We start from the raw sequence: 26,678 nt of genomic DNA on the forward strand, positions 1-26,678 counted from the left end.
GCTCATGTTCTCATCATGTCCCTCGGCCACAGTGGGCGGCAGCCGCACCGGCGCCGGACCCACCGGCGCTGATCCCCGAGGAGGACACGATGAGCGACGACGAGCTGCGGGTGGTGCTGTACTCCCACGACTCCCAGGGCCTGGGCCACACCCGCCGGAACCTGGCCCTCGCCCGGTCCCTCGCCCAGCACCTGCCGGCGCTGACGGGGCGCCCGGTGACGGGCATGCTGCTGACCGGCATCGACGCCGCCACGTCCTACGGGCGCCCCGACGGCTTCGACTGGGTGGTGCTGCCCGGGATCCGCAAGGGCGCGGGCGGCTACGCGCCCCGCAACCTCTCCGTGGACATGCGCCACCTGACCGCCCTGCGCTCCGGGATGGTGGACGCCGCGCTCACGGCCTTCCGCCCGCACCTCGTCGTCGTCGACCGCCACGCCTGGGGGGTGGACCGAGAGCTGCTGGAGCCGCTGCGGAGGCTGCGGGACCGGAGCCCCGGCACGGCGGTGGTCCTCGGCCTGCGCGAGGTCCTCGACGAGCCCGCGGCCGCGGCCCGCGAGTGGGCCGCGCTCGGGGACCTGGACCCCGTGCGGGAGGTGTACGACCAGATCTGGGTGTACGGCGACCGCGCGGTGCACGACCCGGTGGCCTCCGGCGAGATCCCCGCCGGGCTCGCCGACCTGGTCCGCCACACCGGCTACCTCGCCACCGGCCGGGCCGCCGGACGGCGCACGAGCGGCGTGGACCGCCCCTACGTCCTCACCATGGCCGGCGGGGGCTCCGACGGCCACCGCCTGACCCTCGCGGCGGCGCGCGCCCGGGTGCCCCACGGCCACCGGCACGTGGTGATCACGGGTCCGCAGATGCCGGAGGAGCACGCCGAGCAGGTGCGCGCCGCCGCCGTGCCGGGCACCCTCGTCCTGCCGTCCGTGCCCGACGCGCTCGCGGAGGTGGTGGACGCGAGCGCGGTGGTGTCGATGGGCGGCTACAACTCGGTCGCCGAGATCCTCACCACGAACACCCCCGCGCTCCTGGTCCCGCGCGACCGGCCCCGGCAGGAGCAGCTGATCCGGGCCCGCGCCCTCCAGGCCCACGGCGCGGTGGACGTGCTGACCGCCGACGCCCTCACCGGCGCCGCGCTCAGCGGCTGGCTGCACCGCGTGGTCGGCACCGTGCGCCTGCGCCGGCACCTGGCGCTCGACGGGCTGCACGCCGTGCCCGTCCTCGCGGCGCGGCTCCTGCCCGCGGGCCCGCCGCCGGTGCCCGCGCAGGCCGTGCCGGCCCGTGCCGGAGGCCTCCGGTGAGCGACCACCGCATCGGCTACGTGCTGAAGGTCTACCCCCGCTTCTCGGAGACCTTCGTGGTCACCGAGGTCCTGGCCCGGGAGGCCCAGGGCGAGGACCTCACGATCTTCGCCCTCCGGCACAGCACCGACCCGCGCTTCCACCCCGAGCTGGCGCGCGTCCAGGCACCGGTCCACCACGTGGAGCGCCCCGAGCGGGCCTCCGCCGGCTGGGCCGTCCTGGCCCGCGCGGCGGAGGTGGTCCCCAGCTTCGGCCCCCGCTTCGCCGCCCTGCTCCCGGAGCTGGCCGGCACGGAGGCCTCCGAGGTCCACCAGGGGGTGGCGCTGGCCACCCGGGTCGTGGAGCAGGGCATCACGCACCTGCACGCGCACTTCGCGACCCTCGCCGCGCACGTCGCCGAGATCGCCTCCCGGCTCACTGGGGTGCCGTTCTCCGTGACGACCCACGCGAAGGACATCTTCCACGAGTCCGTGGACCCCGCCCGGCTGCGCCGCACCCTCGAGCGGGCGGAGCACGTGGTGGCGATCTCCGAGTACAACCGGCGGCACCTGGCCTCCGCGTTCCCCGCGCACGCGCACCGGCTGCGGCTCGTGCGCAACGGCCTGGAGCTCGCCCGCTTCCCCTACCGGGACCCCGCGCCCGTGGGGGAGACCCTGCGGGTCGTGGCCGTGGGGCGGCTCGTGGAGAAGAAGGGCTTCGACCGCCTCGTGCGGGCGGCCGCCCGGTACCGGGAGCAGGGCGGGCGGCTGTCCGTCACCGTCGCCGGCGGCGGCGAGCTGGAGGGGCCGCTGCGCGCCCTGGTCGCGGAGCTCGGCGCCGGGGACGTCGTCGACCTCGTCGGGCCCCGCACCCAGGCCGAGGTCGGCCGGCTGCTGCGCGCCGCGGACGTCTTCGCGGCCCCGTGCACGGTGGGCGCCGACGGCAACGCCGACGGCCTGCCCACCGTGCTGCTCGAGGCGATGGCCATGGGCGTGCCCGTGATCGCGAGCGACGTCACCGGCATCCCCGAGGTGGTCCGCAACGCGGCCCCGCGCACCGGGGTCCTCGTCCCCGCCGACGACGACGACGCCCTGCTCGGCGCGCTCGCCGCGGTCGCCGACCCCGGATTCGACCGGGTGGGCGCCGCCCGGGCCGCCCGCGCCCTCGTGACCCGGGACTACAACTCGACCGGCCAGGCCGCCGCCCTGCAGGCGCTGCTGCCCCCGCCGGTCCCGGACCGGGCGGAGCCCGACCCGGTCCGGGGCCCTGTCCGGCACGCCGCACGCCCCCCGGAGGCCCCGAGCCTGCTGCCGCCCCGTGGCCGGACCCGAGAGCCCGCCCCGGCCCCTGCCCGAGCCGCCGACCCCGTCCCAGGACCCGTCCCCCTCCGCGAAGGAGCCGACCGCTGATGCGTCTCGCCTACGTCTGCGCCGACCCCGGCGTCCCCGTGTTCGGCACCAAGGGCGCCTCCGTCCACGTCCAGGAGATCCTGCGCGCCTGGCGCGCCCGCGGCGCCGAGGTCCGCCTCTACGCCACCCGGGTCGGCGACGACGTCCCCGCCGACCTCGCCGACGTCCCGGTCGTCCACGTCCCGGTCCCGGCGGCCCCCGCGTCCACCGCTCCCGGCCGCGCCGCGCGCGTCGCGGCCCGGGAGCGGGCCCAGGCGGACGCCGCCCGCCGGATCACGGAGCGGGTCGTCGCCGACGGCGCCGACGCGGTGCACGAGCGGCACTCCCTGTTCTCGACCGCCCTGGCCGGGATCACCGGCGCGCTCGGCGTCCCGGGCGTCCTCGAGGTGAACTCGCCGCTGATCGACGAGCAGCGGACCCACCGCGACCTCGTGGACGGGGCGGCCGCCCGCGCCGCGCTCGCCGCGCAGGTCGCCGCCGCCGAGCGCACGGCCTGCGTCTCCGAGCCGGTCGCCCGCTGGGTGGAGCGGACCGTGGCCGACACCGGCGGGCCGGCCGGCCGGGTCCTGGTCGCCCCCAACGGGGTGAACGTGGAGCGCATCCGTCCGTGCCGCGACTCCGCCGCCCGGGGACCGGACCCCGTGCCGCCGGTCGTCGTGTTCGTCGGCACGCTCAAGCCCTGGCACGGCGTGGAGCACCTGATCCGGGCCCGCGCGGAGGCCGCCGCCGACTGGCGCCTGCGCGTGGTGGGGGACGGCCCCCAGCGGGCGTCCCTCGAGGAGCTGGCCGCCGAGCTGGGCGTCGACGCCGAGTTCACCGGCGCGGTGCCCCCCGCCGCGGTGCCCGGGCTGCTGGCCGACTGCGCCGTGGCCGTCGCGCCCTATCCCGCCACGGAGGACGCCGCGGACCAGTACTTCTCGCCGCTGAAGATCTACGAGTACGCCGCCGCGGCCCTGCCGGTCGTCGCGTCCCGCGTGGGCCAGGTGCCGGCCGCGGTCGAGGACGGGGTGACCGGGCTGCTCGTGGCGCCCTCGGACCCCACCGCGCTGGCCGGCGCCGTCGACGCGCTGGTGGCCGATCCCGGCCGGCGGCGTGCCCTGGGACGCGCCGGCCGCCGCGACGCGGTCGCCCGGCGCTCCTGGACCGCGGTGCTCGACGGCATCCTCGCCGGCACGGACCTCGCCCCTCCGGATCCCACCGGCACGCGACCCCGCAGCGGCGCCGCACCGCGCCCGGCCGCACCGGGAGCACTGCAGGGAGCGCCGCGGTGAGCGCGGGCAGGCGGCTCGACCGCAGGGCCCTCCGGCGCACCCTCGGGCTGCTCACCCCGCACCTGCGCGAGCACCGGCTGCTCGCCGCGGGCGGCGTCGTGGTGCTCCTGGCCGAGGTGGCCTTCCGCGTGCTCGAGCCGTGGCCGCTGAAGATCGTCGTCGACGCCGTGTCCCTCTCCCTCGGCGCCGACAACGTCGACCCGTGGATCCCGGAGGCCTCGTGGCAGCTGCTCGCGGCCGCCGGGCTGGCCACGGTCGCGGTGGTGGGGTTCCGCGCGCTCGCCAACTACCTCGCCACGGTCGCGTTCGCCCTCGTCGGCTCCCGGGTCTCCACGGCCCTGCGCGAACGGGTGTTCGCGCACGTCCAGGCGCTGTCGGACCGCTACCACTCGGTCTCCCGGGCCGGGGACACGGTCCAGCGCCTCGTCTCGGACATCGGCAAGCTCCAGGAGGTGGCCGTCACCGCGGGCCTGCCGCTGCTGGCCAACGTCATCACCCTCTTGGTCATGTGCACGGTGATGCTCTTCCTCGACTGGCTCCTGGCCCTCGTGGTGGTCGTGGCGATCCTGGCCTTCCTGCTGGTGGGCCGAGGGTCCTCCGGGCGGATCACCGAGGCCTCGCGCCGGACCCGGCAGGGGGAGGGCGCGCTGGCGAACACCGCCCACGAGTCCCTCGGCGCGATCCGCACCGTCCAGGCCTACGGGCTGGAGGAGCACATGGCCGGCTCCTTCGGCCGCGCCAACCGGCAGGCTCTCACCCAGGGCGTGCAGTCCCGCCGTCTGGCCGCCGCGCTCGAGCGGGCCACGGACGTGATCGTGGGCGTGGCCACCGCGGCCGTGATCTTCGGCGGCGGCCTGCGGGTGCTCGAGGGCGCCATGAGCCTGGGCGACCTGGTCCTGTTCACGACCTATCTCAAGACGTGCATGAAGCCCCTGCGGGACATGGCCAAGTACACCGGGCGCATCGCCCGCGCCGCGGCCTCCGGGGAGCGGGTGGCCGACCTCGTGGCGGAGCCCGTGGACGTGCGGGAGGCCTCGGGCGCCCTGGTCCTGCCCGGGGTGCGCGGGGAGATCGCCCTCCACCACGTGGACGCCGCGTACGGGGACCCGGAGCACGGCGGGCGCACCGTGCTGCGCGACGTCGACCTCGTGATCCCGGCGGGCCAGCACGTCGCCGTCGTCGGCCCGTCCGGCTCCGGGAAGTCGACCCTCGTCTCCCTGCTGGTGCGGATGATGGACCCGGTCGCCGGGTCCGTGACCCTCGACGGCCACGACCTGCGCGCCCTGAGCCTCGGCACGGTGCGCGGCAGCACCGCCCTGCTGCTGCAGGACTCCGTCCTCTTCCACGGCACCGTGCGGGAGAACATCCGGCTCGGCCGCCCGGGGGCCACCGACGCCGAGGTCGAGGCCGCCGCGTCCGCCGCCCAGGCCCACGAGTTCGTGACGGCGTTCCCGCAGGGCTACGACACCCCGGTGGGGGAGCGCGGCTCGACCGTCTCGGGCGGGCAGCGCCAGCGGCTGGCCATCGCGCGCGCCCTGCTGCGCGACGCACCCGTCGTGCTGCTCGACGAGGCCACCACCGGACTCGACCCCCGGTCCGCCCGGGACGTGCTGGACGCCCTCGGGCGCCTGGTCCGCGGCCGCACGTCCCTGGCGGTGACCCACGACGCCGCCCTCGCGCTCGCCGCCGACCGCGTGCTGTGGGTCCAGGACGGGCGCATCCTGCTCGACGGCGCCCCCGAGGAGCTGCTCGCCCGGCCGGACGGCGTGTTCGCCGCGTGGGTCGAGCAGCAGCGGGCGCAGGACCGCCGGGAGGTCCGTTCGTGACGCTGCACCTGCCCGACTCCTGGGAGAGCCTGCCCGCGCTCGCCGCGGTCCTCGACCCCGGCCGGCTCACCGAGCTCTTCGGCCACCAGCTCGGCGGCCCGCTGCGCACCAGCCACCTGCGCTACAAGCCCGGCGTCTCGGTCGTGGCCCGCGTGGACGCCGGGACCACGGGCGCGGTGCACTGGGTCGCCGCCTACGCCCCCGCCGGGGACGGGCGGGACAAGCTCGAGAAGGTCCTGGCCCGCGCCGCGCGGGACGGCCGGCCGGCGCCCGTGCTGGTCGCGGACGTGCCGGGACGCCCCGGTCACCGTCTGGCCGTGGGGACGATCGGCACGGACCCCGAGCTGCGGCGCGCGCTCGCCGTGCTCGGGCCGGACCGGGCCCGGCGGCTCGGGCAGCCGGGGGACCCCGCCCGGCTGCTGCGCTACAACCCCCGCCGCCGCGCGGTCCTCACGGGCGCCGACAGCGGCGGGGCCGGCCGGGTCACGAAGCTCACCGCCGGCCCCGCCCCCGCGGACCCGGTGCTGCTGACCCGGCTCGCCGCCGCCGGGATCCCGGTGCTCGCCCCGGTGCCCGTCCCCGGCCTCCCCGTGTCACCGCACGTGCTGCACTACCCCTGGTTCGGGGACGGCGACCTCGCGGCCCGCGCCGCGGCCCCGGACGGCCCAGGCCCCGGCACCGGACCCGGAGGGCCCGTGCTCGAGGCCGCCGCCGCCGCGGGCACGGCACTGGCGCAGCTGCACGAGCGCGGACCGGCGCTCCTCGGCTCCGCACGGGTCGGCGCCCCCCTGGACGCGGGCCGGAAGCTGCGCTCGCTGGCCGCCGACCTGTCCGCCCTCGACCGGCGGTCGGGCGTCCGCTGCGCCCGGACCGGCCGGGCCGTGGCCGAGGCCCTGGCGGACCGCACCGGGGCCCCCGTGCGGATGCTGCACGGGGACTTCTCCGCGGACCAGGTGCTCGTGCGCGGCGACGGGGGCCCGGGGGCGCCGGAGCTCCGGCTCGCCGACCTCGACCGGATCCGCACCGGCACGGCGGCCGACGACCTCGGCAGCTTCCTCGCCGTGGAGCTCCTCGGCCCGGGCGCCGAACAGCCCCCCGCCGCAGCCGAGGAGCTGTCCCTGACGGGCGCCCTGCTGCGCGGGTACGGGTCCGGGGCGGCGCTGCCGCCGTGGCCCGCGATCCTGGCCTGGGCCGCGTTCCACGTCCTCGCCCGGAGCATGGAGCCCTTCCGCTCGGCCGCCGCCGACTGGCGGGAGCGCACGGACCGGCGGATCGAGCTCGCGCAGCGGCTGGTGGATCAGGCGCAGCGGGCGCCGGTGACCCCCACGCTCGCGCCGGAGCCCGTGCCGTCCGCGCCGGGCGCCCCGCCGTCCGTGCCGCGCGGCGCCGTGCCCGCCGACCGTGTGCCCGCCGGCCCCGTGCCCGCCGGCGGGGATCCGGTGCACGTCGTGGACTCCGGCAGTGGGCACGTCCCGCGGACCCGCCCCGTGCGCGTGCCGGAGACCGTGCCGGACGCCGACGGGCGGCCGCTGCGGGTGCGCCGCGCCTGGCCGGCGGACGGCACCCGGCTCGTGCTCGAGCTCGAGGACGAGCACGGACGCGTCCGCGCGGGCGAGGCGGCCCCCGGCGCGGGGCGGCCGTGGGCCGTCCGCGTCCTGCCCCACGGCGAGGACCCCCGCCTCCCGGGACTCGCCGCGGCGGCCGCGGCCGGCGGCCGGGTGGTCGTGCACCGGCACCGCCGGCGGGCGGTGGTCGGCACCCCGGACCGCTTCGTCAAGTTCCTGGCCCGCGGCCGGGCCGCCCGGGTCGCCGAGCTGTCCGACCGGCTCCACGGGCTGGGCACGGCGGCGGGCTTCGCCGTGCCCGCTGTCCTGGCCCGGGCCGAGGACCGGGTCGAGTTCTCCGTGCTGCCCGGCCGGAGCCTGCACGAGCTGGGGGCCGCGGGACGGAACGACGCCTACCGTGCCGCCTGGGCGGAGTGGGCGCGGTGCTGGCCGGCCCTGGCCACCGCCGCGCCGGGCACGGAGCCGCTGCCCGCGCACACGGCCGAGGACGAGGCCCGCACGCTGGCCCGCTGGGCCGGCCGGCTCGAGGCGTTCCCGGGTCTGCTCGAGGCCCCGCCGGGGGCGGTCGCCGCACGGGCACGGCGGATCGGGGCGGAGCTCTCGGCCCTGCCCGCCGACCGGCGGGGCCGGGTCGTGCTGCACCGGGACCTGCACGACCAGCAGCTGCTCTTCGACGGCGCACGGCTGGGGCTCCTGGACTTCGACACCGCGGCCCTCGGCGAGCCCGAGCTCGACCTCGCGAACCTCTCCGTGCACCTGGAGCTGCGCGCGGCGCAGGGCCTGCTCGACCCCGCGCTCCGGGCGGCGGGACAGGAGGCCGTGACCGCGGTGGCCCGGGTGCTGGGCGCCGACCCCGGCCGTGTCGCCGTGCACGCCGAGGCGACCCGGCTGCGGCTCGCCTGCGTCTACGCGTTCCGCCCGCGGTGGCGCGCTGTGGCGCAGGACCTGCTCGACGGGCTGCGTTCCTGAGAGGGCTCTCATGTTCTCATGCCCCCCTCAACCGGTTCCTGGACACTGGTGGGCATGAGGATCCTCTGGTCGGCAGTCTCCCTCCTGGTCGTCGCGGGCCTGGCGCTCCTGCTGTGGAACGCGGCGAGCGGCACGGACCGCGTGGAGGTCGTGCGCGGCGGTGTCTCCGTGAGCGGCAGCCCCGGTCCGGGACCGTCGGCCGGCACGGCGCCGCCGGCCGGGGACCCGTCGTCGTCGCCGTTCCCCACCGGCCCCGCGCAGGACGGGGGAGACGCCCCGGGACCGGACCGCGGGGACGCGGGGGGCTCCGCGGTGCCGGTCCCTCCGGTCGAGCCGCCGCCGGCCCCGCCCGCCCCGCCGGCCGCCCCCGATCCTGCCCCGCCCGCCGTCCCCGCACCCCCGGCCCAGGTCCCGCTGCCCGTGCAGCCCGCCCCGCTCGACGACGACTGGGACGACGACCGGGACGACGACCGGGACGACGACGTGGACGACTGAGCACCGGGTCCGGGGCGCCTGCCGGCCGTGGCGGGGCGCCCCGGCCCGGCCGGGCGGGACGGCACCGACAGGCCGGAGAACCCGGTCCGATCCGGGGCCGGCAGGACGGCTCCGGAGGTGCTGGAGAGGGGTGGCCGGCGATTTTGGTTCTCCCGAAACGTGCTGGTAGAGTCTTCGTCGTTGCCCCGATAGCTCAGTGGTAGAGCGCCATCTTGGTAAGATGGAGGTCCCGGGATCGATTCCCGGTCGGGGCTCTCGTGATGAGATCCTGTGGCCCGGCCGTCAAGGCCGTCAGCCGCGGTGTCCCATCCCTCTGGCGGTGTAGCTCAGCTGGTTAGAGCGCACGACTCATAATCGTGAGGTCGACGGATCGAGCCCGTCCACCGCTACGGCGAAAAGCCCGTGACCCCTCCGGTCACGGGCTTTTGTCGTCCCCGGGCGGACCGGTCACGGCGAGCGCAGCGGATCCCGGCGGCCACGGTGCAGGCCGATCTCGTAGGCGGTGAAGACGGCGAGCGTCAGCGCGATCAGCGGCAGGACGAACCACGCCATGGTCCACGTGAACCCCTCCAGGGCGTCGTGCTCGGTGGCCGCGAGCACCACGTAGCCGGTGTAGGCGGCGTACAGGGCCACGAACAGGGCGCCCTCCCAGCGGGCCACCGCGAACCCGGTGAACGCGATGGGGAGCAGGGCGACCGCGGCGGCCAGCATCACCGGGATGTCGAGGGCCACCGCGGCACCGGACACCGGGATGCCCCCGGGGGAGATCAGCGCCGGCAGGCCGAGCACCACCCCGATGTTGAAGATGTTGCTGCCCACCACGTTGCCCACGGCCAGGTCGCGCTCACCGCGGCGCACCGCGATGACGGAGGTCGCCAGCTCGGGCAGCGATGTCCCGACGGCCACCACGGTCAGCCCGACCACCAGGCTGCTGACCCCCAGGGACGTGGCGATGCTCACCGCCCCGTCGACGAGCAGGGTCGCGCCGGCGACCAGCAGGGCGATCCCCAGCAGCACGAGCAGCACGGACCGGGGGACCGAGGCCGGGGGCGGCTCCTCCTCGGTCCTGACGTCCTCGGCACCGCCGGTGCCGCCGCCGGCTCCGCGGTCCCCGGACGGCGCCGCCGCGGGAACGGGGGCACCGCGCCGGCCGATCACGACGGTCAGCACCGTGTGCAGCACCACGGCGGCGAGAAGGACCACTCCGTCCACCGCGCCGATCCGCCCGTCGAGGGACACGAGCAGCAGCCCGATCGACAGCACGACCATCCAGGGGAGGTCGAAGCGCACCAGCCGCTGCTTCACCGCCAGGGGAACGACGAGGGCGGAGAGCCCGAGGATGAGCAGGACGTTGACGATGTTGCTGCCGACCACGTTCCCGACGGCCAGGCCCGGCTCGTCGCGCAGCACGGCGCCGACGGTGACGGCGAGCTCCGGCGCCGACGTGGCGGCCGAGACCACGGTGAGCCCGACCACGAGGGAGGAGATCCCCACCCGCCGGGCGAGCGCGGACGCCCCCCGCACCAGGAGTTCTCCGCCGAGGACCAGCAGCGCCAGCCCTGCGACGATCCGGCCGACGTCCAGGAGATCCATGGGCAGGAGTGTACGTGCCCCGGACGGCGGCGCCCGGCGGGGCGGGGCGCGCCGCCGTAGACTGGACGGGTCCCGCCGCCCGCGCGCGGCCCGTCCAGCGAGGAGCTGCCATGCCCGTGAACCCCGATCTCGTCGGGCGGACCTACCCGCCGGCCGAGCCCTACAGCGTCGGACGGGAGGCGATCCGCGACTTCGCCCGCGCCGTCCAGGCCGCCCACCCCGCCCACCACGACGTCGAGGCGGCCCGGTCCCTCGGCCACCCCGACCTCGTGGCGCCCCCCACCTTCGCCATCGTGGTGGCCCAGCGCGCCGACGCCGCCCTGATCGCCGACCCCGAGGCCGGCATCGACTTCTCCCGCGTGGTCCACGCCGACCAGCGTTTCACCCACCACCGCCCGATCGTCGCCGGGGACGAGCTCGTGGCCGAGCTGCACGTCGACCAGGTCCGGGCCATGGGCTCCGGGGCGATGGTGACGTCCCGCGCCGAGATCCGCGCCGCGGACGGCGAGCACGTCGCCACCACCGTCTCGTCCCTGCTCGTGCGCGGAGAGGACCAGTGACCGTGAGCATCGCCTTCGACAGCCTCGAGAAGGGCCAGGAGATCGGGCAGCGCCGGATCGAGCTCTCCCGCGCGGACCTGGTCCGGTACGCGGGGGCCTCCGGGGACCTCAACCCCATCCACTGGAACGAGGAGTTCGCCCGCTCCGTGGACCTGCCCGACGTCATCGCCCACGGGATGCTCACGATGGGCGCGGCCGTGCAGCTCGTGACCGACTGGGCCGGTGACCCCGGCGCCGTGGTCGACTACCAGACGCGCTTCACCAAGCCGGTGGTCGTCCCCAACCGGTTCGGGACCGCGGTCGAGGCCTCCACGGCCCTCACGGTGTCCGGGAAGATCGGCGCCCTCGACGACGCCGCCCGCACCGTGCGCGTCGACCTCACCGTGACCGCCCCCGACCTCTCCGCGGAGGGAGCCGACCCGGCGACCGCCGCGGCGCTGAAGGTGCTGGTCAAGGCCCAGGCCGTGGTGCGGCTGGCGTGAGTCCGGGCCGGGGCACCGCGGGCCGCCCGATAGGGTGGTCGCCATGACGTCCCCTCGCATCGCAGACCTCACGACCGCCGCCGTGGGCGGGCCCGCCCGCGACTACGTGCGGGCGGAGTCCGAGCAGGCGGTCGTCGACGCCGTGGCGGCGGCCGACGCCGCCGGGCGGGACGTGCTCGTGGTGGGCGGCGGCTCCAACCTCATCGCGGCCGACGCCGGGTTCGCGGGCACCGTGGTGCACGTGCTCTCGCGCGGCGTCGAGGTCCTCGCCGAGGATCCCGCCGGCGCCCTCCTCGAGGTCCAGGCCGGCCACCCGTGGGACGAGCTCGTGGCGCAGGCCGTGGCCGAGGGGCTGGTCGGCATCGAGGCCCTGGCCGGGATCCCCGGCACCACGGGTGCCACCCCGGTGCAGAACGTGGGGGCCTACGGCCAGGAGGTGGCCCAGACCGTCGAGCTGGTGCGGGTCTGGGACCGCCGGGAGCGGCGCGTGCGGGACTTCGCCCCGGCCGACCTGGCGTTCTCCTACCGGGACTCGGCCCTCAAGCGCAGCACGGTGGCCGGCTCCCCGCGCCACGTGGTGCTCGCCGTGCGGTTCCGGCTCGAGCGCGGTACTGAGAGCGCCCCGGTGCGCTACGGCGAGCTCGCCCGCCGGCTCGGCGTCCAGGTGGGGGAGCGCGCCCCGCTGGAGCGGGTGCGGGAGACGGTCCTGGCCCTGCGCGCGGGCAAGGGCATGGTCCTCGACCCGGAGGACCGCGACACCTACAGCACCGGGTCCTTCTTCACGAACCCCATCCTCCCGGCCGACGCCCTGGGGGAGCGGCTGCCCGCCGACGCCCCCCGCTTCCCCGTGGTGGACGCCGCGGGGCGCCCGCTCGAGGACCGGGTCAAGCTCTCCGCCGCGTGGCTCATCGACCACGCCGGCTTCGGCAAGGGCTTCGGCCTGCCCGGGACCCGCAACGAGCTCCTGGACCTCGACGGCGCCGCCGTCGCCGGGGGCCGCGCCTCGCTGTCCACCAAGCACACGCTCGCCCTCACCAACCGCGGCGGCGCCTCCGCCCAGGACCTCATGGCGCTGGCCCGGACGGTGCGCGACGGCGTCGCGTCCGTCTACGGGGTGGACCTCGTCGCCGAGCCCGTCATCGTGGGCACGGCGGTCTGAGGCGGCGGCCGTGAGCAGCCTCGAGGAGGAGATCGCCCAGGGGGAGAGCTCCGACAGCCGTGTGCGGCAAGCCCTCGGCCGGCTGCGCCGCTGGTCCCGCGGCCACCCCCTGCTGTTCGTGGCCTACCGGACGCTCGTGACGGTCCTCGGGGGCGTCTTCGTGCTGGCGGGCCTGATCATGCTCGTGACGCCCGGCCCGGGGTGGCTCGCCATCTTCCTGGGGCTCGGCATCTGGGGCACCGAGTTCCACTGGGCGCACCGGCTCAACCAGTGGGCGAAGGGCCAGGTGATGCGCGGCTGGCGGTGGTGGCTGGCGCGCACCGCCGAGGGGCGGCACCGCCGGGCCCTCGCCGGGACGGGCAACCTCGTGCCGGGCCCCCGGCACCTGCGGTCCCCGGGAGCCTGAGCCGGGACGGCCTCCTGCCGGGGAGCCCCCCCGCGGCCGCGGTCGCACGGGCCCGCGCCGGTGCGCGCGATGACGCCTCCGGACGGGCCCTCCCGGTCAGCGGGAGCGGCCGAGCTGCGCGGCCACCAGCTCCAGCGCGTGCTCGGCCGGGATCCCGAGGTCCGCGATCTCGTCGGCGAAGCGCCGGGCGGCCTGCACCGCCAGGTCCTCGGTCCGGTCGGCGGCGCGCACGAAGCTACCCCGGCGGCCCCGGGTCTCGATCACGCCGGCGGCCTCGAGCTCGCGGTAGGCCTTGGCCACGGTCCCGGCCGCGAGGCCGAGCGCCTCGGCGAGCCGGCGCACCGGTGGGAGCCGGGTGCCCGCCGGCAGGGTGCCGTCCGCGCGGCCCTGCTGGACGCGGTGCCTGAGCTGCTCGGAGGGCGGGCGGTCGTCGCCCGCGTCGAGCGACAGCCCCGGCGGGATCGAGATCTCCTCCACCGGCTACAGGGTGCCGGTGGCGATGCGCAGCATGCGGCGCAGCGGCTCGGCCGCGCCCCACAGCAGCTGGTCGCCGATCGTGAAGGCGCTGATGTAGCCCGGCCCCATGGCGAGCTTGCGGATCCGGCCCACGGGGATGTCCAGGGTGCCGGAGGTCGCCACGGGGGTGAGGTCCCGCATCGAGTCCTCCTTGGTGTTGGGCACCACGGTGGCCCACTCGTTGTCGGCGTCGACGATCCGCTCGATCTCGTCCACGGGCAGGTCCTCCCGCAGCTTGATCGTGAGGGCCTGGGAGTGCGAGCGCATCGTGGCGATCCGCACGCACAGCCCGTCCATGGGCACCCAGTCCTGGGCGTACCGGTCCGTGCGGCCGAGGATCTTGTTGGTCTCGGCCGCGGACTTCCACTCCTCGCGGGACTGTCCGTTGCCGAGGTCGGCGTCGATCCAGGGGATGAGGGAGCCGGACAGGGGCGCGCCGAACATCGAGGTGTCGAGGGCGTCGCCGCGCTGGGCGGCGAGCACCTTGCGGTCGATGTCCAGGATCGCCGAGGCGGGATCGGCCAGCTCGTCCGCGACGACGCCGTGGAGGGCGCCGAACTGCGCCAGCACCTCGCGCATGTGCCGGGCCCCGCCGCCGGAGGCGGCCTGGTAGGTCATCGACGTGGCCCACTCCACGAGGTCGTTGCGGAACAGCCCGCCGAGACCCACGAGCAGGCAGGAGACCGTGCAGTTGCCGCCCACGAAGTCCTTGACGCCGCTCGCGAGACCGCGGTCGATGACGTCCCGGTTGACGGGGTCCAGGACGATGATCGCGTCGTCGTTCATCCGCAGGGTCGACGCCGCGTCGATCCACAGACCGTCCCAGCCGGCGGCGCGCAACCTCCCGTGCACGTCCTTGGTGTAGTCCCCGCCCTGGGCGGTGACGACGATCGGGAGCTTCGCCAGGGTCTCGAGGTCGTAGGCGTCCTGCAGCGTGCCGGCGTCCCCGGCGAAGGACGGGGCGGGCCGGCCGGCGCTGGAGGTGGAGAAGAACACCGGGGTGATGCCCCCGAAGTCCCCCTCCTCCTGCATGCGCTGCATGAGCACGGAACCCACCATGCCCCGCCAGCCGACGAACCCTACCGAATCACCAGAGCTAAAAGTCATGGCCCCCAGTCTAGTGGGCGCGGTGCAGGGCCCAGCGCCGGCGCTTCTCCTTCACCTTCTGCGCCGGCGGGAGCTCGAGGCCGGGCACCACCAGGTCCCCGTACTGCGGGAAGCGGTGGAGGTAGTCCTGGACGTAGGTGCACGTGGGGCGCACCGCGACGCCCTGCTCCCGGAAGCCGTCCAGCAGGAGCGTGACGAGGGTGCGCGCGTAGCCCTGCCGGCCGAACTGCTCGCCGATGATGGTGTGCTGGAGCTCGACCGTGCCGTCCTCGTGGTCCTGGAAGCCCTCGAAGCCGATGAACTGCTCCCCCCGCCACAGCTCATAGCGGTCGAGGTCCGTGTTCTTCACGACGCGCAGCTGCTCGTCGTCCCGGATCGCGGGGTCGGGGTGCCGGTCGGTCACGGTGTTCCTCCTGGTCGTGGTGCAGCTCACGCTACCGGAGCCGCCGGGCTACCGGAACCGGGCGTCCCTCCGCCCGGTCCCCGCCGGCCGCGCGTGCGCCGCTCGATCCGGTAGCCCAGGCCCGTGCGGGACACCGACGGGCCGAGGACCGGCTCCGTGGCCCACCCGTCGTCGAGCACCGGGGCGTGTGTGTCCCCGTCCGCGTCGAGGTCGATGACGGTCACGAGCGCCTCCGTCACGGGGTGCTCGGCGTCGGCCAGGGCCTGCCGGTAGACCTCGCCGCCGCCGATCACCCAGATGCGCTCCGCGCCGGGGCTCGTCCGGGCCAGGCGCACGGCCTCGGCGTACGAGGGTGCCGTCAGCACCGCGCCGGGATCCTCGCCCCGGGCCACCCGGCCGGGGGAGGAGGTGATGACGATGTTGGTCCGTCCGGGCAGGGGCCGGAAGCGCTCCGGGAAGGACTCCCACGTGCGCCGGCCCATGATCACGGGGTGGCCGGTCGTCGTGCGCCGGAAGAACGCCATGTCCTCCGGCAGCGACCAGGGCATCGCCCCGGCGCGGCCGATGACGCCGTCGGCGGTCTGCGCCCAGATCGCCCCGATCGCCCCGGTCGTCCCGGCGGTCATACGGCCACCGGGGCCTTGATCGCGGGGTGGTGGCGGTAGTCGAGGACCTCGAAGTCCTCGAGCTCGTAGTCGAAGACGGTGGCGGGCCGCCGGGCGAGCCGCAGCTGCGGATAGGGGTAGGGGTCCCGGGAGAGCTGCTCGCGGACCTGCGCCACGTGGTTGTCGTAGACGTGGCAGTCCCCGCCGGTCCAGACGAACTCCCCGGGCTCCAGGCCGGTCTGCTGGGCGATCATGACGGTGAGCAGCGCGTAGGAGGCGATGTTGAAGGGCACGCCCAGGAACATGTCCGCGGAGCGCTGGTAGAGCTGGCAGGACAGCCGCCCCGGCCCGTCCTTCCGGGGCTCGACGTAGAACTGGAACAGGGCGTGGCACGGCGGCAGGGCCATCTCGTCCACCTCGGCGGGGTTCCACGCGGTCACCACGTGGCGCCGGGAGTCGGGGTTCGTGCGGATCTGCTCCACGACCTTGGCGATCTGGTCGATCGACCCGCCGCCGGGGGTGGGCCAGGACCTCCACTGCACGCCGTAGACGGGTCCGAGCTCCCCGTCCCGGTCCGCCCACTCGTCCCAGATGGTCACACCGCGCTCCTGCAGCCACCGCACGTTCGAGTCCCCGCGCAGGAACCACAGCAGCTCGAGGGCCACCGACCGGAAGTGCACCCGCTTGGTGGTCAGCAGCGGGAAGGACTCCGCCAGGTCGAAGCGGATCTGGCGCCCGAAGACGCTGCGCGTCCCGGTGCCCGTGCGGTCGGACTTGTGCACCCCCTGCTCCAGGACCTCGCGCAGGAGGTCCTCGTAGGGCGTCGGCACCGGGGCGGGCACGGGGTCGGGGGCGGTCATGCGGGTCTCCTCGGGGGAAGTCGGGGCGGGCCGGGCGGTCCGTGGCGGGTGGCTCGTGGCGGGTGGTGCGCTGCGGTCCCGGCGGTTGCGGGACGGTGCGCCGCGGGTCCTGCGGCGCCGGGCCGGGGGTCAGTCGTCGAAGGGCTTCACGAGCTCCACGGAGACCACCCGCCGGCGGTGCCGGCGGGAGACCTGCAGCACGATCATCTCGCCGGGGGAGAGGTACGGGTCCTTGGCCGGCAGCTGCGCGGCGAGCTCTGGGCTCGCGTGCCGGGCGATGACCTTGAGGACCGTGGGCAGCACCGGGCGGTGCGTGCACAGCGCCACCGGCGTGTCCTTGTCGAACATGGTCTGGGCCACGGCGGCCGCCTTCTTGGGGTGGCGCTTGTGCGAGGCCTCCGTGAGCTGCGGGCGCTCCCGCACGGAGACCCCGGCCTTGCGCGCGTACGGCACCACGGTGGACAGGCAGCGCAGCCAGGGGGACGTGAGGACCCGCTCGGGGGACCACGCCCGGAGCAGCCGGGTCACGGCGAGGGCCTGGCGCTTGCCGGTCGCGGCTTCGCCTTGGCGTGGCGCACCACGATCGCCGGGCGCGTGGCGAGGTCCCCGCGCTCGTGCAGGTCCACCAGGGCCGCCAGCGGCTCCCGGTCGGAGGGGTTGGTCAGCATCCGGTGCGCGTCCTCGGGCGAGACCCAGCGGACGGCGTCCACCTCCTTGCCATCGGGCTCGGGCCGTGCGCCGGGGCCGAACTCCGCGGCCCAGTAGTGCACGTCCTTGCACCCGTCCTTGACGTCGTAGCGGATCGTGGGCAGGGGCACGCCCAGGCGCGGCAGCAGGCCGATCTCCTCGCTGACCTCCCGGTGGGCGGTCTCGGGCAGCGTCTCGCCGTCGTCCTGCTTGCCCTTGGGGAAGGACCAGTCGTCGTAGCGCGGCCGATGGATGACCAGCACCTCGAGCCCGCCGCCCGTCCGGCGCCAGCACAGGCACCCGGCCGCGAGCACGTCGGCGGGCCGCCCGCTCCCGGCCGCGCCGCTCGTGCCGGTCCTGCCGCCCGCCCGGCCGGGGCTCTCGGCCGGGCGCTGCTCGGTGGTCTTCTCTGCGGTCCTGGGCATGGCCCCTCTTTCGTCCCCTGTCCGTGGTGCACGGGCGTGCCGGGGCCCGCGGTCCGGACCGTCGGGCGGCACCCCCACGATGCTACCGCTGACCCGTTCCACCGCCGACTAGATCGTCGGCCGGCCGAGGGCCCGGCTGCGCAGCAGGTGCTCCTGGACGTCCACGAGCGGGTTCCCCTCGGCGTCCCGGTGGTGGCGGGTCCACACGCCCTCGGCGTCCAGGTGCCAGCTGGCCGTGGCGTCCGAGACGTAGCGGGCGAGCAGCCGCACGAGCGCGGCCGCCTGCTGGGGGTCCGTGATCCGCACCAGGGTCTCCACCCGGCGGTCGAGGTTGCGGTGCATCATGTCCGCCGAGCCGATGTAGACGAGGGGATCGCCGGCGTTGCAGAACGCGAAGACCCGGGAGTGCTCCAGGAACCGGCCCAGCACCGAGCGGACCCGGATGTTCTCGCTCAGCCCCGGCACCCCGGGGCGCAGGGCGCAGATCCCGCGGACCACCACGTCCACGGGCACCCCGGCCTGCGAGGCCCGGTAGAGGGCGTCGATCACGGCCTCGTCCACGATCGAGTTGCACTTGACCTGGATCCGGGCCGGGCGGCCGGCCCGGTGGTGGCGGATCTCGGCCTCCACGAGGTCGACGAGCCCGGAGCGCACGGAGCGGGGCGCCACGAGCAGGCGCTGGAAGGTGGTCTTGGGCGCGTAGCCGGAGAGCTGGTTGAAGAGCCGGGAGACGTCCTCCCCGACCTCCGGGTCGCACGTGAGCAGCCCCAGGTCCTCGTAGAAGCGCGCGGTGGAGGGATGGTAGTTGCCGGTGCCGATGTGCACGTACCGGCGCAGCCCGTGCTCCTCCTGGCGGACCACGAGGGAGAGCTTGCAGTGGGTCTTCAGCCCCACGATGCCGTAGACCACGTGCACCCCGGCCTGCTCGAGCTTGCGGGCCCAGGAGATGTTGGCCTGCTCGTCGAAGCGGGCCTTGATCTCCACCAGCGCCAGCACCTGCTTGCCGGCCTCGGCGGCGTCGATGAGTGCGTCCACGATGGGGGAGTCGCCAGAGGTCCGGTACAGGGTCTGCTTGATGGCCTGGACCTTCGGGTCCGCGGCGGCCTGCTCCAGGAAGGCCTGGACGCTCGTGGCGAACGAGTCGTAGGGGTGGTGCAGCAGCACGTCCCGGGCCCGGGTCGCGGCGAAGACGTCCGCCGCCTTGGCGGTCTCCGCGGCGTTGAGGTAACGGGAGGTGTGGGCCACGTGGCGGGGGTAGTGCAGCTCCGGGCGGTCGATGCCGGCGATGACCCCCAGCCCGCGCAGGTCCAGCGGGGCGGGCAGCCGGTAGATCTCGGACTCGTCGATGCCCAGCTCGGAGACGAGCAGCTCGAGCACCTCCGTGCTGATGCTGTCGGTGACCTCCAGACGCACCGCGGGACCGAAGCGGCGGCGCAGCAGCTCCTTCTCCAGGGCCTGCAGGAGGTTCTCGGCGTCGTCCTCCTCGACCTCCAGGTCCTCGTTGCGGGTCACGCGGAACACCTGGTGCTCCTCGACCTCCATCCCGGGGAACAGGTCGTCCAGGTGCTGGGCGATGACGTCCTCGAGCGGGATGAACCGGGCCTGGCCGTTCGGCAGGCGCGAGGCCCGGGACCCGTCCACCGACAGCAGCCGGGGCAGCTGGTCCGGGACCTTCACGCGGGCGAACAGCCGCTTGCCCGACTGCGGGTTGCGGACCATCACGGCCAGGTTGAGGCTCAGCCCGGAGATGTAGGGGAACGGGTGGGCCGGGTCCACGGCCAGCGGCGTGAGGATGGGGAACACCTGCCGGTGGAAGTCCCCGGTGATCCGCTCCCGGGTGGCGGCGTCCAGGTCCTCCCAGCCGACCAGGTGGATGTTCTGCCGGGTCAGCTCGGGCCGCACCAGGTCGTGGAAGGCCCGCGCGTGCCGCTCCTGCAGCTCGTGGGCGCGCGCGGCGATGGTGGCCATCTGCTCCGCGGGGGAGTGCCCGGAGGCGGCCGGCCGGGCGATGCCCGTGGCGATGCGCCGCTTGAGCCCGGCCACCCGGACCATGAAGAACTCGTCCAGGTTGGAGGCCACGATGGACAGGAAGTGCACCCGCTCCAGGAGGAAGAGGTCCGGGTCCTCCGCCAGCTCCAGGACCCGGGAGCTGAACGCCACCCAGCTGGCCTCGCGGTCCAGGAAGCGCTCGGGCCCGTGCCGGCCCTCCAGCACCTGCCGGGCCGCGGGCACGGGGTCGTCGATCCGGTCCCGGTCCCCGTGGCTCCGGGCGGAGTCGGGGAGCTCGTCGGGGCCCCCGGGGGGTGCGGTGCCGGACCCGGCGGCCGGGGCCCCGGGGGCGCCCGGGGCCGGCGCGGACTGCGGGCTGTCCTGCTGGTGGGTGGTCATCACGGTCCTGTCTCGTCGTGCCCGCCCCGGCGGTCCGGGCGCGGGAGGATCGGGTGGCGGGTCAGCCGGGGAGGGTGCCGGCGTACATCACGTCGAGGTGCCAGGGCCGGAACCCCAGCGCCTCGTACAGCCGCATCGCGGCGGCGTTGTCCCCGTCCACGTAGAGCATGACCTCGTCGAGCCCCTGCCGGGCGAGGTGGTTGACGCCGGCGGCGGTCAGCGCCCGGCCCAGCCCCGTGCCCTGGTGCCCGGGGGCCACGCCCACGGCGTACACCTCGCCGAGGGGACCGCGCTCGGCGTCGGCGGCGTGCACCTTGGTCCAGTGGAAGCCGGCCACGGTCCCGGGCTCGTCCTCCCGGACGGCGAGCAGGAAGCCGGCGGCGTCGAACCACGGCTCGGCCTCCCGCTGCCGGAGGTCGTCGAGGGTCATCCTGCCCTGCTCCGGGTGCTCGGCGAAGGCGGCCGCGTTGACCCGCAGCCACTCCTGCTCGTCGCGGCCGGGCTCGAACGCCCGCAGGCGGAAGCCCTCGGGCATCGCCTCCGGGAGGGGCAGGTCCGCCGCGCCGCGCAGCGGGCGCAGCAGCCGGTGCAGGTCCCGCACGGGGGCCAGGCCGTGCCGGGCGGCGAGCGCGGCGGCGGCGGGGTGCCCGCCGTGCGCCCAGGCGCGCACCGTGCCGGTGGTCCCGGCGGCCACGGCGCCGGCCAGCGCCGCGCCGATCCCGGCGCCGCGGTGGGCGGGGCCGACCACGAGCTCCACGAGGTGGGCGCCGTCGGGCTCGGGCACGCGCACGGCGGCGCCGAGGAGCTCCCCCTCGCGCGAGCGCGCCAGGACGGTGCGGACCCGGCCGTCGCGCGCCGAGCGCAGGTCCACCAGGGTCTGGTCGGAGAACGGCGGGTCGCCGTCCGCGGCGGCGGCGCGGGACGCGAGCGCCACGATCTCCTCGGCCGGCGGGACGTCCGGGCGGTCGAGGTCGTACGGCACGGAACGGGACATGGGGACCTCCTGCGGAACGGGATGGGGCGCACGGACCGGGTCGGGAGGTGCTCAGCCCTCCCGGGCCCGCGTCGTGGCGAAGCTGTAGCCCACGTTACGCACCGTGGTGATCAGGTGCTCGTGGTCCGCGCCCAGCTTGGCGCGCAGGCGCCGCACGTGCACGTCCACGGTGCGGGTGCCGCCGTAGTAGTCGTAGCCCCAGACCTCGCTGAGCAGCTGGGCGCGGGTGAAGACCCGCCCCGAGTGCTGGGCCAGGTACTTCAGCAGCTCGAACTCCTTGTAGGTGAGGTTCAGGGGCTGGCCGTTGACGTGCGCGGAGTAGGCGGCGTCGTCGATGACCACGGAGCCCGCGCGGATGCGGGTGTCGTCCTCGGGGACCTCGGCCGTGCGGGAGGAGGCCAGGCGCAGCCGCGCCTCGACCTCCGCGGGGCCGGCGGTGTCGAGCACGACGTCGTCGACCATCCAGTTCGCGGCCACGGCCGCCATCCCGCCCTCGGTGAGAACCATCAGCAGCGGCGCGGCCAGACCCTTGGCCGTGAGCAGCTGCGCGAGGTTGCGGGCGGTGATCAGGTCGGTGCGCCCGTCCAGCAGGACCACGTCCGGGGACCGGCCGTCGAGGCTGCCGGACACGGTCCGCGTCGGGGCGACCGAGACCTTGTGGTTGAGCAGGTCGAGGGCCGGGAGCACCGATGCCGAAGGTCCGTCCGCGTCGGTCAGCATCAGGATCTGGAACACTCGTGCTTCTCCACTCTGGCGTACGGACTGAGCTGTCAGTATAGGTCCGGGCGGGCGACCGGCTCCGCGACCCCGCCGGTCCGGAGCGTCCCGCGGCCCGTGCCCGCCCGCACCCCGCGCCCGGTTCCCGGTCCTGCACCCGGTCCCGGCGCTCCGCCCGCGCCCCGCGGCGAGCCGCTATCGTTGCTCGTGTCCGCCCGGGCGCAGGTCCCGACCCCCGACAGTGCAGGAACCCGATCACCATGAGATACGCCATGATCGCCGCGTGCAGCGTGGCCGTGCTGGTGGCGGCCCTCGTGGCGGTCGCGGTCGCCGGGCCCGCGCCGCTGGTGCTGGCGCTGGGCATGTCCGTGGTCATCGGCTTCGGCTGGCCGGCGGCCACCGGCATCGCGGCGAGGCACCGCCACAACGTGATCATGACCGCCGCCGGCGTCGCCGCGGCCCTGCTCGTGCAGTTCCTGCCCGGCCAGCAGCTCGTGTGGCTGCCCGCCGTCGTCGGCGTGGCCCTCATGACGGTGTTCGCGGCGGAGCTGGTGCGCGGCGAGGGCGCCGAGCACCGGCTCGAGTCCGCGATCGCCTCCACGGCGGGCGTGCTGGCGGCGGTCAGCTCCTCCGGCTGGATCGCCCTGGCCGGCGACTACCGGGCCACGGGCCCGGACCCCGCCCTGCTCGTGGTGGTCGGCGCCGTCCTGGCCGCGCTGGTGGCCCTCGTGGGCGGGCGCGTCATCGCGGCGGCCCCGAAGAGCTCGCCCAAGCGGGGCGTCGTGGCCCTCGGCGTGACCCCCGTGGCGTTCCTCGGGGTGGGGGCCGTGTTCACTGCCCGGCTGGTGAGCACCGTGGTAGTTTAGGGCCATGCTTGCACTCGAAATCTTCTACCTCGCCCTGCTCGGCATCTCTGGCCTGTTCATCGCCGGGATCTCCCTGAAGGTGGTCCTCGGACTGTTCAAGGGACAGCACTAGTCCCGTGCCGATCGAGATCCCTTCGGATCTGCTGCCCGAGCTCGTCCCCTTCGCCTGGCTGCTGGGCACCTGGGAGGGCGACGGCTTCATGGGCTACGGCGAGGTCGAGCAGCGGCCGTTCCGGCAGCGCGTGACCTTCGAGCAGAACGGGCTGCCGTTCCTCGACTACCGGGCGCAGACCACACTCCTCGACGACGAGGGGCAGCCGATGCGCCCGGCCACCGTGGAACAGGGCTTCTGGCAGCTCGACCGCACCCTCGAGGACGGCGACGTGGGCCCCGGGATGCTCCCGCCGGACCTCGTGCCCGTGCTCCAGGGCGCCGAGGACGTGGAGCGGATGCGCAACGCGGACGGCGGCTTCGACGTCCTCGTGACCCTGACCCACCCCGGCGGCGTCGCCGAGCTCTACGCCGGGCAGATCAAGGGCCCGCGGATCGACCTCGCCACCGACGCCGTGATCCGCGCCCGCGGGGCCAAGGAGTACAGCTCCTCGACCCGCATGTACGGCCTGGTCCACGGCGACCTGTTCTGGGCCTGGGACATGGCCGCGCTCGGCGAGCCCCTGACCACCCACGCCTCCGCGCAGCTGCGGAAGATCGGCTGAGTTCCGTGACCGAGCACCGTTCCCCCCTGCTCCACCGGCCGGGCGCCGTCGAGGCCGAGGGCCTGGACCGCGGGGTGGCCGCCCACTACGGCGACCCGCTGCGCGAGCAGCGCTCCCTCGTGCGCACCCCCGGCACCGTGGTGGACCTCTCCCACAAGGGCGTCGTGACCGTCACCGGGCCCGACCGGCTCAGCTGGCTCACCACCCTCTCCTCCCAGGTGCTCACCGGGCTCGAGCCCGGGCGCAGCACCGAGACCCTCTTCCTGTCCGTGCAGGGGCGGATCGAGCACGCCCCCCACGTGGTGGACGACGGCACCAGCACCTGGCTGATCACCGAGGCCGACGAGACCGCGGCCCTGGTGGCGTGGCTCGAGCGCATGCGCTTCGCGCTGCGCGTCGAGATCGAGGACCGCACCGGGCAGTGGGCCGTGCTCGGCGCCACGGGCCCCGTGCCCGGCCTGCCCGCCACGGTCGTGTGGCGGGACCCCTGGCCCCACGTCGCCCCCGGCGGGTGGAGCTACGCCGTCCTCGACGGGCCCCACCCCGGCGAGGAGCGCACCTGGTGGGAGCACCTCGTGCCCCGCGACGAGCTCGACGCCCTGACCCTCGACCTCCCCCTCGCCGGCGCGTGGGCCGCCGAGGCGCTGCGGATCGCCGCGTGGCGCCCCCGCCTGGGCGCCGAGACGGACGAACGGACGATCCCGCACGAGCTCGACCTCCTGCGCACCGCCGTGCACCTGGCCAAGGGCTGCTACAAGGGCCAGGAGACCGTCGCACGGGTGCACAACCTCGGGCACCCGCCCCGCCGGCTGGTGCTGCTCGACCTCGACGGGTCGGAGCACACGCTGCCCGCCGCCGGGGCCGAGGTGGTCGCGGGGGAGCGCACGGTGGGGCGCGTCACCTCCGTGCAGCTCCACCACGAGCAGGGTCCCATCGCCCTGGCCGTGCTCAAGCGCACCGTCGATCCCGCCGCCGAGCTCGTCGTCACCGACGGCGAGCAGCGGTGGGCCGCGGCGCAGCAGGTCGTCGTGCCGCCGGACGCCGGGCAGGTGGTCGGCCGGCAGACGGGCTTCCTCCGCGGACCCCGCCCCTGACCTCGCCGGACCCCGGGACTCCCGTCACCGACGTCCGCCCCGGGCCCGGAGCGGCGCGGGACCGGGCCCCGGGCGGCGCGGACCCGCAGGCCTGACCGACCGGGGCCGCCGCCCGCCTCAGCGGCCGAAGAGGACGCGGGCCTCGTCCCAGCGGTCCTGGGGAACGGTCTTGAGCCCCTCGAGGGCCTCGGCGAAGTCGACGCGGACCATGTCGGTGCCGCGGATGGCGACCATCCGCCCCCACTGCTTCTCGTGCACGAGGTCGACCACGGACATCCCGAAGCGGGTGGCGAGCACGCGGTCGAAGCCCGTGGGGGCGCCCCCGCGCTGGATGTGCCCGAGCGTGGTGTTGCGGGTCTCGATGCCGGTGAGGCGCTCGATCTCCTGCGTGACGTACTCCCCGATCCCGCCCAGGCGCGGACGGCCGTCGGCCTCGGTGCCCTTCCCGGCGAGCACGTCCTCCCGGTCCTCGGGGATGAACCCCTCCGCGACGACCACCAGCGGGGAGCGGCCGCGGTCGTAGACCTCCTGCACCCACGCGCAGACCTGGTCCATGGAGACCTTCTGCTCCGGGATCAGCACCGCGTGCGCGCCGGCGGACATGCCCGAGTGCAGCGCGATCCACCCGACGTGGCGGCCCATGACCTCGGCGACCATGCACCGGTGGTGGGACTCCCCGGTGGTGCGCAGCCGGTCCATGGCGTCGGTGGCGATGGACACGGCCGTGTCGAAGCCGAAGGTGTAGTCCGTGGCCTGCAGGTCGTTGTCGATGGTCTTGGGCACCCCCACCACGGGCAGCCCGGCGTCGGCCAGGCGCTTGGCGCCGGCCAGGGTGCCCTCCCCGCCGATGGCCACGATCGCGTCCACCGCGTGGCGCTCGAGCATCACCCCGATGTTCTCCGGCCCGCCTCCGGGCCCGGAGTAGGGGTTCGTGCGGGAGGTGCCGAGGATGGTCCCGCCCTCCCGGGCGAGGCCGCGGACCCGGGTGCGGGGCAGGTCCATGATGTCGCCCTCGAGCACCCCGCGCCAGCCGTCGCGGAAGCCCACGAACTCGTGGCCGTAGGTCTTGATCCCGTGCAGCACGGCGCCGCGGATCACCGCGTTGAGTCCGGGGCAGTCCCCGCCGCTGGTCAGCAGTCCGATCTTCATCCGTACAGTCTCCTCCGGGTGGGCGGGGCGTGCGTGGCGGCCGGACGTGCGCCGGCACGCCCAGTCTAGTGAGTCCGGGCCCGGGCGGCAGGGCCGGGCCCGGCCGTGTTGACCCCCGGCGCCGCCCGCCGGCCTGCGGCCTAGACTTCCGGGAAGAGGGCCCCGACGGGCCCGGAAGGAGGGGTGGCGTTGAACACGGACAAGGAACCGGCCCGGGAGAACCTGCGGGAGTTCATCGACAAGCTGGTCGACCAGGGGTACACGGTGCGGGACGGGCAGTCCCCGGACCCGGATCTCATCGACCCGGGGGGATCGGCCGTGGAGACCTGGCGGGAGGACTACCCGTACGACGAGCGGCTGTCGCGCGAGGAGTACGAGCTCGAGAAGTACCAGCTGCAGATCGAGCTGCTGAAGTTCCAGTACTGGGGCCAGGACCACGACCTCCAGCACGTCATCGTGTTCGAGGGCCGGGACGCCGCCGGCAAGGGCGGGACGATCAAGCGGTTCACCGAGCACCTGAACCCGCGCGCCGCCCGGGTGGTGGCCCTGACGAAGCCCTCGGACCGGGAGCGGGGCCAGTGGTACTTCCAGCGCTACATCCAGCACCTGCCCACGGCGGGGGAGATCGTGATGTTCGACCGCTCCTGGTACAACCGCGCCAACGTCGAGCGCGTCATGGGCTTCTGCACGGACCCGCAGTACGAGCAGTTCATGGCCCAGGCGCCCGTCTTCGAGAAGATGCTCGTGGACTCCGGCATCCACCTCACCAAGTTCTGGTTCTCCGTGACCCAGCACGAGCAGCGCACCCGGTTCGCGATCCGCCAGATCGACCCCGTGCGCCGGTGGAAGCTCTCGCCCATGGACCTGGCGTCCCTGGACCGGTGGGAGGACTACACCGAGGCGAAGGAAGAGATGTTCCTGCGCACGGACACCGACCACGCCCCGTGGATCACGGTGAAGTCCAACGACAAGAAGCGCGCCCGGCTCAACGCGATGCGCTTCTTCCTGGACCAGTTCGACTACGAGGACAAGGACCCGGACGTGGTCTATCCCCCCGACCCGCTGATCGTGCGCCGCGGCCTGGAGGCCGTCGGCGACTGAGGTGCGGCCCGGGGACGCGGGACGACGACGGCGCC

24 protein-coding genes, 2 tRNA genes and 1 pseudogene are annotated in these 26,678 nt (G+C 75.4%); 16 read left to right on the forward strand and 11 right to left on the reverse strand.

Annotation, left to right across the window (positions count from 1 at the left end; genetic code table 11):
* Nucleotides 1-89 precede the first annotated feature (89 nt).
* From EQG70_RS05525 to EQG70_RS05560, 8 genes are all read left to right on the forward strand, one after another.
* A complete protein-coding gene (locus EQG70_RS05525) occupies nucleotides 90-1,301 on the forward strand; it encodes a glycosyltransferase family protein (RefSeq protein ID WP_109268133.1) in 1,212 nt (403 codons plus the stop codon).
* The gene (locus EQG70_RS05530; protein ID WP_109268132.1) at nucleotides 1,298-2,689 is read left to right on the forward strand and encodes a glycosyltransferase; all 1,392 of its coding nucleotides are present in this window, start codon (nucleotides 1,298-1,300) and stop codon (nucleotides 2,687-2,689) included. Before EQG70_RS05525 ends, EQG70_RS05530 begins: the two co-directional genes overlap by 4 nt.
* Entirely contained in the window at nucleotides 2,689-3,960 is a 1,272-nt protein-coding gene (locus tag EQG70_RS05535; protein ID WP_109268131.1) for a glycosyltransferase family 4 protein, read from the forward strand. The genes EQG70_RS05530 and EQG70_RS05535 overlap by 1 nt, the downstream gene beginning before the upstream one ends.
* Nucleotides 3,957-5,786 carry an ABC transporter ATP-binding protein gene (locus tag EQG70_RS05540; protein WP_109268130.1) on the forward strand — a complete coding sequence of 610 codons (1,830 nt, stop codon included), beginning with the start codon at nucleotides 3,957-3,959 and terminating at the stop codon, nucleotides 5,784-5,786. The genes EQG70_RS05535 and EQG70_RS05540 overlap by 4 nt, the downstream gene beginning before the upstream one ends.
* A complete protein-coding gene (locus tag EQG70_RS05545) occupies nucleotides 5,783-8,320 on the forward strand; it encodes a phosphotransferase (RefSeq protein ID WP_126346188.1) in 2,538 nt (845 codons plus the stop codon). Before EQG70_RS05540 ends, EQG70_RS05545 begins: the two co-directional genes overlap by 4 nt.
* 54 nt (nucleotides 8,321-8,374) lie before the next feature.
* Nucleotides 8,375-8,815: a hypothetical protein gene (locus EQG70_RS05550; protein WP_109268128.1), complete on the forward strand. Its 441-nt coding sequence runs from the start codon at nucleotides 8,375-8,377 to the stop codon at nucleotides 8,813-8,815.
* A 182-nt stretch (nucleotides 8,816-8,997) separates the two neighbouring features.
* Nucleotides 8,998-9,069: transfer RNA gene (locus tag EQG70_RS05555), tRNA-Thr, on the forward strand.
* A gap of 61 nt (nucleotides 9,070-9,130) precedes the next feature.
* Nucleotides 9,131-9,204: transfer RNA gene (locus EQG70_RS05560), tRNA-Met, on the forward strand.
* Nucleotides 9,205-9,262: 58 nt separating this feature from the next.
* On the opposite strand, the gene EQG70_RS05565 is transcribed toward EQG70_RS05560, so the two are convergent.
* Entirely contained in the window at nucleotides 9,263-10,408 is a 1,146-nt protein-coding gene (locus EQG70_RS05565) for a calcium/sodium antiporter (protein ID WP_109268127.1), read from the reverse strand.
* Between the two features lie 110 nt (nucleotides 10,409-10,518).
* Here EQG70_RS05565 and EQG70_RS05570 point away from each other — a divergent pair, with 110 nt between their 5' ends.
* The 4 genes from EQG70_RS05570 to EQG70_RS05585 are packed head-to-tail and all read left to right on the forward strand — an operon-like array spanning nucleotide 10,519 to nucleotide 13,015.
* Nucleotides 10,519-10,968: a MaoC family dehydratase N-terminal domain-containing protein gene (locus EQG70_RS05570; RefSeq protein ID WP_035924924.1), complete on the forward strand. Its 450-nt coding sequence runs from the start codon at nucleotides 10,519-10,521 to the stop codon at nucleotides 10,966-10,968.
* Between the two features lie 2 nt (nucleotides 10,969-10,970).
* On the forward strand, nucleotides 10,971-11,450 hold the full coding sequence (locus EQG70_RS05575; protein ID WP_031283397.1) for a MaoC family dehydratase: 480 nt from the start codon (nucleotides 10,971-10,973) through the stop codon (nucleotides 11,448-11,450).
* Nucleotides 11,451-11,493: 43 nt separating this feature from the next.
* Complete coding sequence (locus tag EQG70_RS05580; RefSeq protein WP_017834248.1) at nucleotides 11,494-12,609, forward strand: UDP-N-acetylmuramate dehydrogenase; 1,116 nt, start codon at nucleotides 11,494-11,496, stop codon at nucleotides 12,607-12,609.
* Between the two features lie 10 nt (nucleotides 12,610-12,619).
* A complete protein-coding gene (locus EQG70_RS05585) occupies nucleotides 12,620-13,015 on the forward strand; it encodes a TIGR02611 family protein (RefSeq protein WP_035924921.1) in 396 nt (131 codons plus the stop codon).
* 96 nt (nucleotides 13,016-13,111) lie between these two features.
* Here EQG70_RS05585 and EQG70_RS05590 read toward each other — a convergent pair whose 3' ends face one another.
* The 9 genes and pseudogenes from EQG70_RS05590 to EQG70_RS05630 form a co-directional block, all read right to left on the reverse strand.
* On the reverse strand, nucleotides 13,112-13,492 hold the full coding sequence (locus EQG70_RS05590) for a GntR family transcriptional regulator (RefSeq protein WP_017834246.1): 381 nt from the start codon (nucleotides 13,490-13,492) through the stop codon (nucleotides 13,112-13,114).
* Between the two features lie 3 nt (nucleotides 13,493-13,495).
* Entirely contained in the window at nucleotides 13,496-14,638 is a 1,143-nt protein-coding gene (gene asd / locus EQG70_RS05595) for an aspartate-semialdehyde dehydrogenase (protein WP_031283394.1), read from the reverse strand.
* Nucleotides 14,639-14,648: 10 nt separating this feature from the next.
* Nucleotides 14,649-15,041: a GNAT family N-acetyltransferase gene (locus EQG70_RS05600; protein ID WP_017834244.1), complete on the reverse strand. Its 393-nt coding sequence runs from the start codon at nucleotides 15,039-15,041 to the stop codon at nucleotides 14,649-14,651.
* Between the two features lie 26 nt (nucleotides 15,042-15,067).
* Nucleotides 15,068-15,667, reverse strand: coding sequence for a dihydrofolate reductase (locus EQG70_RS05605; protein ID WP_017834243.1), 600 nt, complete (start codon nucleotides 15,665-15,667; stop codon nucleotides 15,068-15,070).
* Nucleotides 15,664-16,506, reverse strand: coding sequence for a thymidylate synthase (locus EQG70_RS05610; protein ID WP_017834242.1), 843 nt, complete (start codon nucleotides 16,504-16,506; stop codon nucleotides 15,664-15,666). The genes EQG70_RS05605 and EQG70_RS05610 overlap by 4 nt, the downstream gene beginning before the upstream one ends.
* A 129-nt stretch (nucleotides 16,507-16,635) precedes the next feature.
* A pseudogene (locus EQG70_RS18725) lies at nucleotides 16,636-17,618 on the reverse strand (NUDIX hydrolase).
* Between the two features lie 108 nt (nucleotides 17,619-17,726).
* On the reverse strand, nucleotides 17,727-20,006 hold the full coding sequence (locus EQG70_RS05620) for an RNA degradosome polyphosphate kinase (RefSeq protein ID WP_109268126.1): 2,280 nt from the start codon (nucleotides 20,004-20,006) through the stop codon (nucleotides 17,727-17,729).
* Nucleotides 20,007-20,067: 61 nt separating this feature from the next.
* Nucleotides 20,068-21,000: a mycothiol synthase gene (gene mshD, locus EQG70_RS05625; protein ID WP_035924917.1), complete on the reverse strand. Its 933-nt coding sequence runs from the start codon at nucleotides 20,998-21,000 to the stop codon at nucleotides 20,068-20,070.
* 51 nt (nucleotides 21,001-21,051) lie between these two features.
* Nucleotides 21,052-21,735 carry a response regulator transcription factor gene (locus EQG70_RS05630; RefSeq protein WP_017834238.1) on the reverse strand — a complete coding sequence of 228 codons (684 nt, stop codon included), beginning with the start codon at nucleotides 21,733-21,735 and terminating at the stop codon, nucleotides 21,052-21,054.
* Between the two features lie 242 nt (nucleotides 21,736-21,977).
* Between EQG70_RS05630 and EQG70_RS05635 the strand changes: the two genes are divergently transcribed.
* The 3 genes from EQG70_RS05635 (at nucleotide 21,978) to ygfZ (ending at nucleotide 24,393) form a co-directional block, all read left to right on the forward strand.
* Nucleotides 21,978-22,583, forward strand: a complete 606-nt coding sequence (locus EQG70_RS05635; protein ID WP_031283389.1) for a hypothetical protein — start codon at nucleotides 21,978-21,980, stop codon at nucleotides 22,581-22,583.
* 116 nt (nucleotides 22,584-22,699) lie between these two features.
* A complete protein-coding gene (locus EQG70_RS05640; protein WP_017834235.1) occupies nucleotides 22,700-23,299 on the forward strand; it encodes a heme-binding beta-barrel domain-containing protein in 600 nt (199 codons plus the stop codon).
* Between the two features lie 5 nt (nucleotides 23,300-23,304).
* Nucleotides 23,305-24,393 (forward strand): CAF17-like 4Fe-4S cluster assembly/insertion protein YgfZ, encoded by a 1,089-nt coding sequence (gene ygfZ / locus EQG70_RS05645; RefSeq protein ID WP_017834234.1) that lies wholly within the window; start codon nucleotides 23,305-23,307, stop codon nucleotides 24,391-24,393.
* A 117-nt stretch (nucleotides 24,394-24,510) separates the two neighbouring features.
* Here ygfZ and EQG70_RS05650 read toward each other — a convergent pair whose 3' ends face one another.
* Nucleotides 24,511-25,542 carry a 6-phosphofructokinase gene (locus EQG70_RS05650; RefSeq protein ID WP_017834233.1) on the reverse strand — a complete coding sequence of 344 codons (1,032 nt, stop codon included), beginning with the start codon at nucleotides 25,540-25,542 and terminating at the stop codon, nucleotides 24,511-24,513.
* Between the two features lie 189 nt (nucleotides 25,543-25,731).
* Between EQG70_RS05650 and ppk2 the strand changes: the two genes are divergently transcribed.
* Nucleotides 25,732-26,643, forward strand: coding sequence for a polyphosphate kinase 2 (gene ppk2, locus EQG70_RS05655; protein ID WP_035924909.1), 912 nt, complete (start codon nucleotides 25,732-25,734; stop codon nucleotides 26,641-26,643).
* Nucleotides 26,644-26,678 lie beyond the last annotated feature (35 nt).

The sequence above is a fragment of the Kocuria rosea genome (genome assembly GCF_006094695.1).
In the GTDB taxonomy this organism is placed as follows: domain Bacteria; phylum Actinomycetota; class Actinomycetes; order Actinomycetales; family Micrococcaceae; genus Kocuria; species Kocuria rosea.

Bases quoted from the DNA above. Each gene is read 5' to 3' on its own strand.
- EQG70_RS05525 (WP_109268133.1), top strand. From the start codon at position 90: ATGAGCGACGACGAGCTGCGGGTGGTGCTGTACTCCCACGACTCCCAG.
- EQG70_RS05535 (WP_109268131.1), top strand. From the start codon at position 2,689: ATGCGTCTCGCCTACGTCTGCGCCGACCCCGGCGTCCCCGTGTTCGGC.
- EQG70_RS05550 (WP_109268128.1), top strand. From the start codon at position 8,375: ATGAGGATCCTCTGGTCGGCAGTCTCCCTCCTGGTCGTCGCGGGCCTG.
- EQG70_RS05565 (WP_109268127.1), bottom strand. From the start codon at position 10,408: ATGGATCTCCTGGACGTCGGCCGGATCGTCGCAGGGCTGGCGCTGCTG.
- EQG70_RS05570 (WP_035924924.1), top strand. From the start codon at position 10,519: ATGCCCGTGAACCCCGATCTCGTCGGGCGGACCTACCCGCCGGCCGAG.
- EQG70_RS05580 (WP_017834248.1), top strand. From the start codon at position 11,494: ATGACGTCCCCTCGCATCGCAGACCTCACGACCGCCGCCGTGGGCGGG.
- asd (WP_031283394.1), bottom strand. From the start codon at position 14,638: ATGACTTTTAGCTCTGGTGATTCGGTAGGGTTCGTCGGCTGGCGGGGC.
- EQG70_RS05605 (WP_017834243.1), bottom strand. From the start codon at position 15,667: ATGACCGCCGGGACGACCGGGGCGATCGGGGCGATCTGGGCGCAGACC.
- EQG70_RS05610 (WP_017834242.1), bottom strand. From the start codon at position 16,506: ATGACCGCCCCCGACCCCGTGCCCGCCCCGGTGCCGACGCCCTACGAG.
- EQG70_RS05620 (WP_109268126.1), bottom strand. From the start codon at position 20,006: ATGACCACCCACCAGCAGGACAGCCCGCAGTCCGCGCCGGCCCCGGGC.
- mshD (WP_035924917.1), bottom strand. From the start codon at position 21,000: ATGTCCCGTTCCGTGCCGTACGACCTCGACCGCCCGGACGTCCCGCCG.
- EQG70_RS05635 (WP_031283389.1), top strand. From the start codon at position 21,978: ATGAGATACGCCATGATCGCCGCGTGCAGCGTGGCCGTGCTGGTGGCG.
- EQG70_RS05650 (WP_017834233.1), bottom strand. From the start codon at position 25,542: ATGAAGATCGGACTGCTGACCAGCGGCGGGGACTGCCCCGGACTCAAC.